The 3,992-nt window shown below is 64.1% G+C and carries 3 protein-coding genes; 1 reads left to right on the top strand and 2 read right to left on the bottom strand.

The features are described from left to right. Positions 1-152: 152 nt before the first annotated feature. Positions 153-1,649, bottom strand: coding sequence for an aldehyde dehydrogenase (locus tag ACFTS5_RS06790; RefSeq protein ID WP_378628102.1), 1,497 nt, complete (start codon positions 1,647-1,649; stop codon positions 153-155). Between the two features lie 200 nt (positions 1,650-1,849). Beyond that, positions 1,850-2,560 carry a GntR family transcriptional regulator gene (locus tag ACFTS5_RS06785; RefSeq protein ID WP_378628101.1) on the bottom strand — a complete coding sequence of 237 codons (711 nt, stop codon included), beginning with the start codon at positions 2,558-2,560 and terminating at the stop codon, positions 1,850-1,852. A 209-nt stretch (positions 2,561-2,769) separates the two neighbouring features. On the opposite strand from ACFTS5_RS06785, the gene ACFTS5_RS06780 reads away from it, so the two are divergent. After that, positions 2,770-3,876, top strand: coding sequence for a PucR family transcriptional regulator (locus ACFTS5_RS06780; RefSeq protein ID WP_378628098.1), 1,107 nt, complete (start codon positions 2,770-2,772; stop codon positions 3,874-3,876). The last annotated feature ends 116 nt before the right edge of the window (positions 3,877-3,992 follow it).

The raw sequence follows: 3,992 nt of genomic DNA, 5'->3' as shown, positions 1-3,992 counted from the left end.
ATAACTATTACTACAACAAACCTAACTAACATATTTGTTTAAAAAAAAATTTTTTCTTTAAATTTTATTTTTGTATAAAATCAAACCCCCTCGGCCCGCTGCCTAACTTCGACCCCCCCCCCCTTCTCCGGAAATTTGTCGGTGCGGAGGAATTAGTTGCCGAATCCCGAGGCGTCGGTCGGCTGGTTCTCGAGCACCAGCGTCTTGGTCTCCAGGAACGGCAGCAGACCCTCGGTGCCGCCCTCGCGGCCGACGCCCGACAGCTTGAAGCCGCCGAAAGCGATCGAGAAGTCGGTGCGCGGACCGTTGTGCCCCACTGTGCCGGTGCGCAGTTTGCGCGCGACGCGGTAGGCGCGGTCGGTGTCGTTGGTGAAGACCGCGGCGTTGAGCCCGTAGGGGTTGTCGTTGGCCAGCGCGATGGCGTCGTCCTCGTCCTTCGCCGCGATGACGGCGAGCACAGGTCCGAAGATTTCCTCGGTCGCGATCACCGATTTGTTGTCGACGTTCGCGAAAACGGTCGGCTCCACGAAGAAGCCGCGTTCCAGCCCGGCCGGTCGGCCGCCGCCGGTGACCAGACGCGCGCCGGCTTTGCCTGCGGCGATGTAGCTTTCGACGCGTTCACGTTGGCGAGCGGAGGCGAGCGGTCCCATGTTGACGGTCTCGTCGAACGGGTCACCTACACGCAGCGCGCTCATCGCGGTACCGAGCGCGTCAGCCAGTTCGTCGTGCCGCTTCTCGGACACGATCACGCGGGTCAGGCTGTGGCAGACCTGCCCGGCCAGGTAGCTGATGCCACCCGCGAGAACCTTCGCCGCCGTGCCGATGTCGTAGTCGTCGAGCACCAGGGCCGGCGACTTACCGCCGAGCTCGAGGGTGCAACGCGCCATCCGGTCGGCACAGATCGCGCCGATCGCACGCCCCGCCGCCGTCGAACCGGTGAAGGTCACCTTGTCGACTCCGGGGTGACGGACCAGCGATTCCGATACCTGCCGGTCGGCGGTCACCACATTGAGCACACCCGGGGGCAGTCCGACCTGGTCACAGATCTCGGCGAACAGGTAGGCCGAGGTCGGCGCCTCCTGCGGCGGCTTCAGCACCACGGTGCACCCGGCCAGCAGAGCGGGCGCGCACTTGTAGGCCATCAACCCGGCCGGACCGTTCCACGGCACGATCGCCGCCACGACACCGACCGGCTCGCGCACGAGCAGACCGGCACCACCGGCCGCGGGTGTGCGCGACTCCCGGAAGGCGAAGGTCTCGGCCAGATCCGCATAGGCGTTGAACGCGCCGGACAGGAACAGCGGAAGCCTGGTCTTGGCCAGCGCATACGCGATACCCGATTCGACCGACCACAACTGGGCGAAGTCGTCGCCCCGTCTGGTCAGCTCGGCGGCGATCGCTCGCAGGTACCCGGCTCGCTCGGTGGGCGACATCAGCGGCCACGGCCCGGTCTCGAATGCCGTGCGTGCCGCCCGCACCGCGGCGTCCACATCGTCAACGGTTGCCGCGCCGACGGCGGTCACGACCTCTTCGGTGCTGCAGTTCACGACCTCGAAGGTCTCCGACGATGACACCGGAACCCAGCTGCCATCGATGTAAGACGCCTCGGGATGGGCCGGCAGCACCCCGGTCATAACCGACTTCGTCATTGAAAGTCCTCTCGCCACTGTGACGCACGCAACGTACCAGTTATATATACTATATTTCATATCGGCGTGCCAGGGCGGTGATCAGGCCAGGAGCCTGCGCTAGAGACTTCTTCGGGCGATTCGGTGGCTTCGCGGAGGCACCGACCACTTCGCTCGGCGATGCACACGAGCACCGCCGAACGACGTTCAGCGGGATCGGTTCAGGCCGTGGACTTCTGGAGCTCGGCCCACAGCCCCTGCTTCTCCAGCATGCCGATCAACTCGTCGGCGCTGGACATGATGTGGTCGCGCATCAGCGTATTGGCGGCCTTGGAGCGGCGCTTCTGCAGCGCTTCGAGGATCAGCGGGTGATCACGCAGCGTGTCCTCGCCGTGGCCCTCGATATTGATGTAAAAGCGATTCGGTAGCTGCTTGACGACCGTGGCCAGCAACATGGCCAATCGGCGCGAGTCCGCTGCCAAGTTGATCGAGCGATGGAATTCGTGACCGTAGGTGACGAGCTCGTCATCGGATCCGCTCGCGGCCGCCCTGGCATGCGCCTCCACGACACCCGCCAGATGATCGAGTTCGCGCGGGGAGATCGACTTGGCAGCCCGGCCCGCCAGCTCCCCCGCCATCGTGGCCTGCGCCCAGAACAAGTCGCGCACGTCCTGTTTACTGAATGCCGACACCATGAACCCGCGGCGCGGCACGAGCTCGACGAAACCCTCGCCGCTGAGCAGCAGCAGCCCTTCCCGCACCGGGGTGTTGCTGACGCCGACAGCCTCAGCGACCGGTTCGATCCGCAAGAAGTCGCCGGGTCGCACCTGACCGGTGATGATCAGCTCACGAACGTAGGTCGCGACGTCCTCCGACAGCTGGTGACGTTGCTTGTTCGGACTGCGCGGCAAACCCTGCAGCGTGGTTTCCATGTCGGTCCTTTCGGTCGCTTATTTATGCATTATGCCTCATACATGTCATCAGCCCCCTCTGTAACACCCACTTTCTGTGCAGTTGACCAGGTCAGGTCGTGTCCAAATTGCTGGACACCGCACCGCGCCATCGAGACATAGGCTCGCCTGAGTTGCCCAGCACTGGGCGCACTCGACTCGCCGCAGCCGCCCAGTCGAGGAACCGCAGGATGGGAGTTCACGAGGTGAACCACACGATCACCCGGATGGTCGACTCCGCGATGAGCGCACACAGCGCGTCCGATGAGGTGCGCGAGCAGCTACTCACACTCGCCTCCAGATCATTCGCGTCGGCCACCGATCTCGACAGTGACGCCGCCGCACAATTGGAGCGCGCCGTAGCCGGCTGTGTTCGTTTGGGCGTCAGCCTCGACACCGCACTGTCGATCGTCATCGGGGCCATGGAACTGGTCATTTCCATCGAGACACCACCGACGGCGGATTCAGTCCTGCGCGCGGTACGCGCGGCGACCGAAATCGTCGCGCGGGTGTACAAGCAGGCTCGATCGAACGAACGGGTCGACGAGGGACGTGCCGTCGCCGCCGCACTGTTGCGGGGCGACTCGGCGAAAATACTCGGCCACTGCAGCCACATCGGCGTCGCCGACTCCTACACCATCCTCGCGATGCGCCTACCGCCGCTGCGCGGTCGGCATCATGAGGGACCGCCTACGGCCGCTGAACCGGTCGCCGCTCGAATGTACTTCGAGGTGCGTCGCCGTTTCGGCCCAAGCGCTCTGACCTTGCTCGCGGACAACGGCGCAACCATCCTGATTCCCGATACCGCGCCCAACGACTATGCCGCACTCGCCGCCTTCAACGATTGCCTCGTCACTGCCGACGGCACCGTCCCGACAGCGCTGACGATGCACGCACTCACCACCGACTTGCCGGCGGTGGCCGAACAGGTCCACGCCGCACTGGATCTGGCCACCAGGCTGGGCATGACAGGTCGGCTGCACCGGTTCAGCGATATCGCGGTCGAATATCAACTGACCCGTCCCGGGCCCGGCCGCGATGCACTGTCGACGGTGCTCGATCCGCTCGAGGAACACCCCGATCTTCTCGCGACCCTGCGTTGCTACATCGACAGCGGCCTCGACCGCCGTCGTACCGCCCGCCGGCTGCACCTGCACCCCAACAGTGTCGACTACCGGCTCAAACGAATTCTGCGACTCACCGGCTACGACTCCACCGACCCGACCGGACTGTGGAACCTGCGCTCAGCCCTTGTCATTCGCGACCATCACACCGAATACACCGCGTTGGGAGCATGATCGTGGCATCGGTGCCTTCCGGCACCCATGCCACCAAAGGGGACATAGTGGGACACACAGTGAGAAAATGGGGGTGACGAACAACTCGAAGTTTTTTTTTAGGTGGTTGGTGTGGG

The sequence above is a fragment of the Nocardia sp. NPDC056952 genome (genome assembly GCF_042674185.1).
Taxonomy (GTDB): Bacteria; Actinomycetota; Actinomycetes; order Mycobacteriales; family Mycobacteriaceae; genus Nocardia.
This window is presented reverse-complemented; position numbering and strand designations above follow the sequence as displayed.

What these genes read in the sequence shown, in the direction of transcription:
- ACFTS5_RS06790 (WP_378628102.1), bottom strand. Translation starts at nt 1,649, where the DNA reads ATGACGAAGTCGGTTATGACCGGGGTGCTGCCGGCCCATCCCGAGGCG.
- ACFTS5_RS06785 (WP_378628101.1), bottom strand. Translation starts at nt 2,560, where the DNA reads ATGGAAACCACGCTGCAGGGTTTGCCGCGCAGTCCGAACAAGCAACGT.
- ACFTS5_RS06780 (WP_378628098.1), top strand. Translation starts at nt 2,770, where the DNA reads ATGGGAGTTCACGAGGTGAACCACACGATCACCCGGATGGTCGACTCC.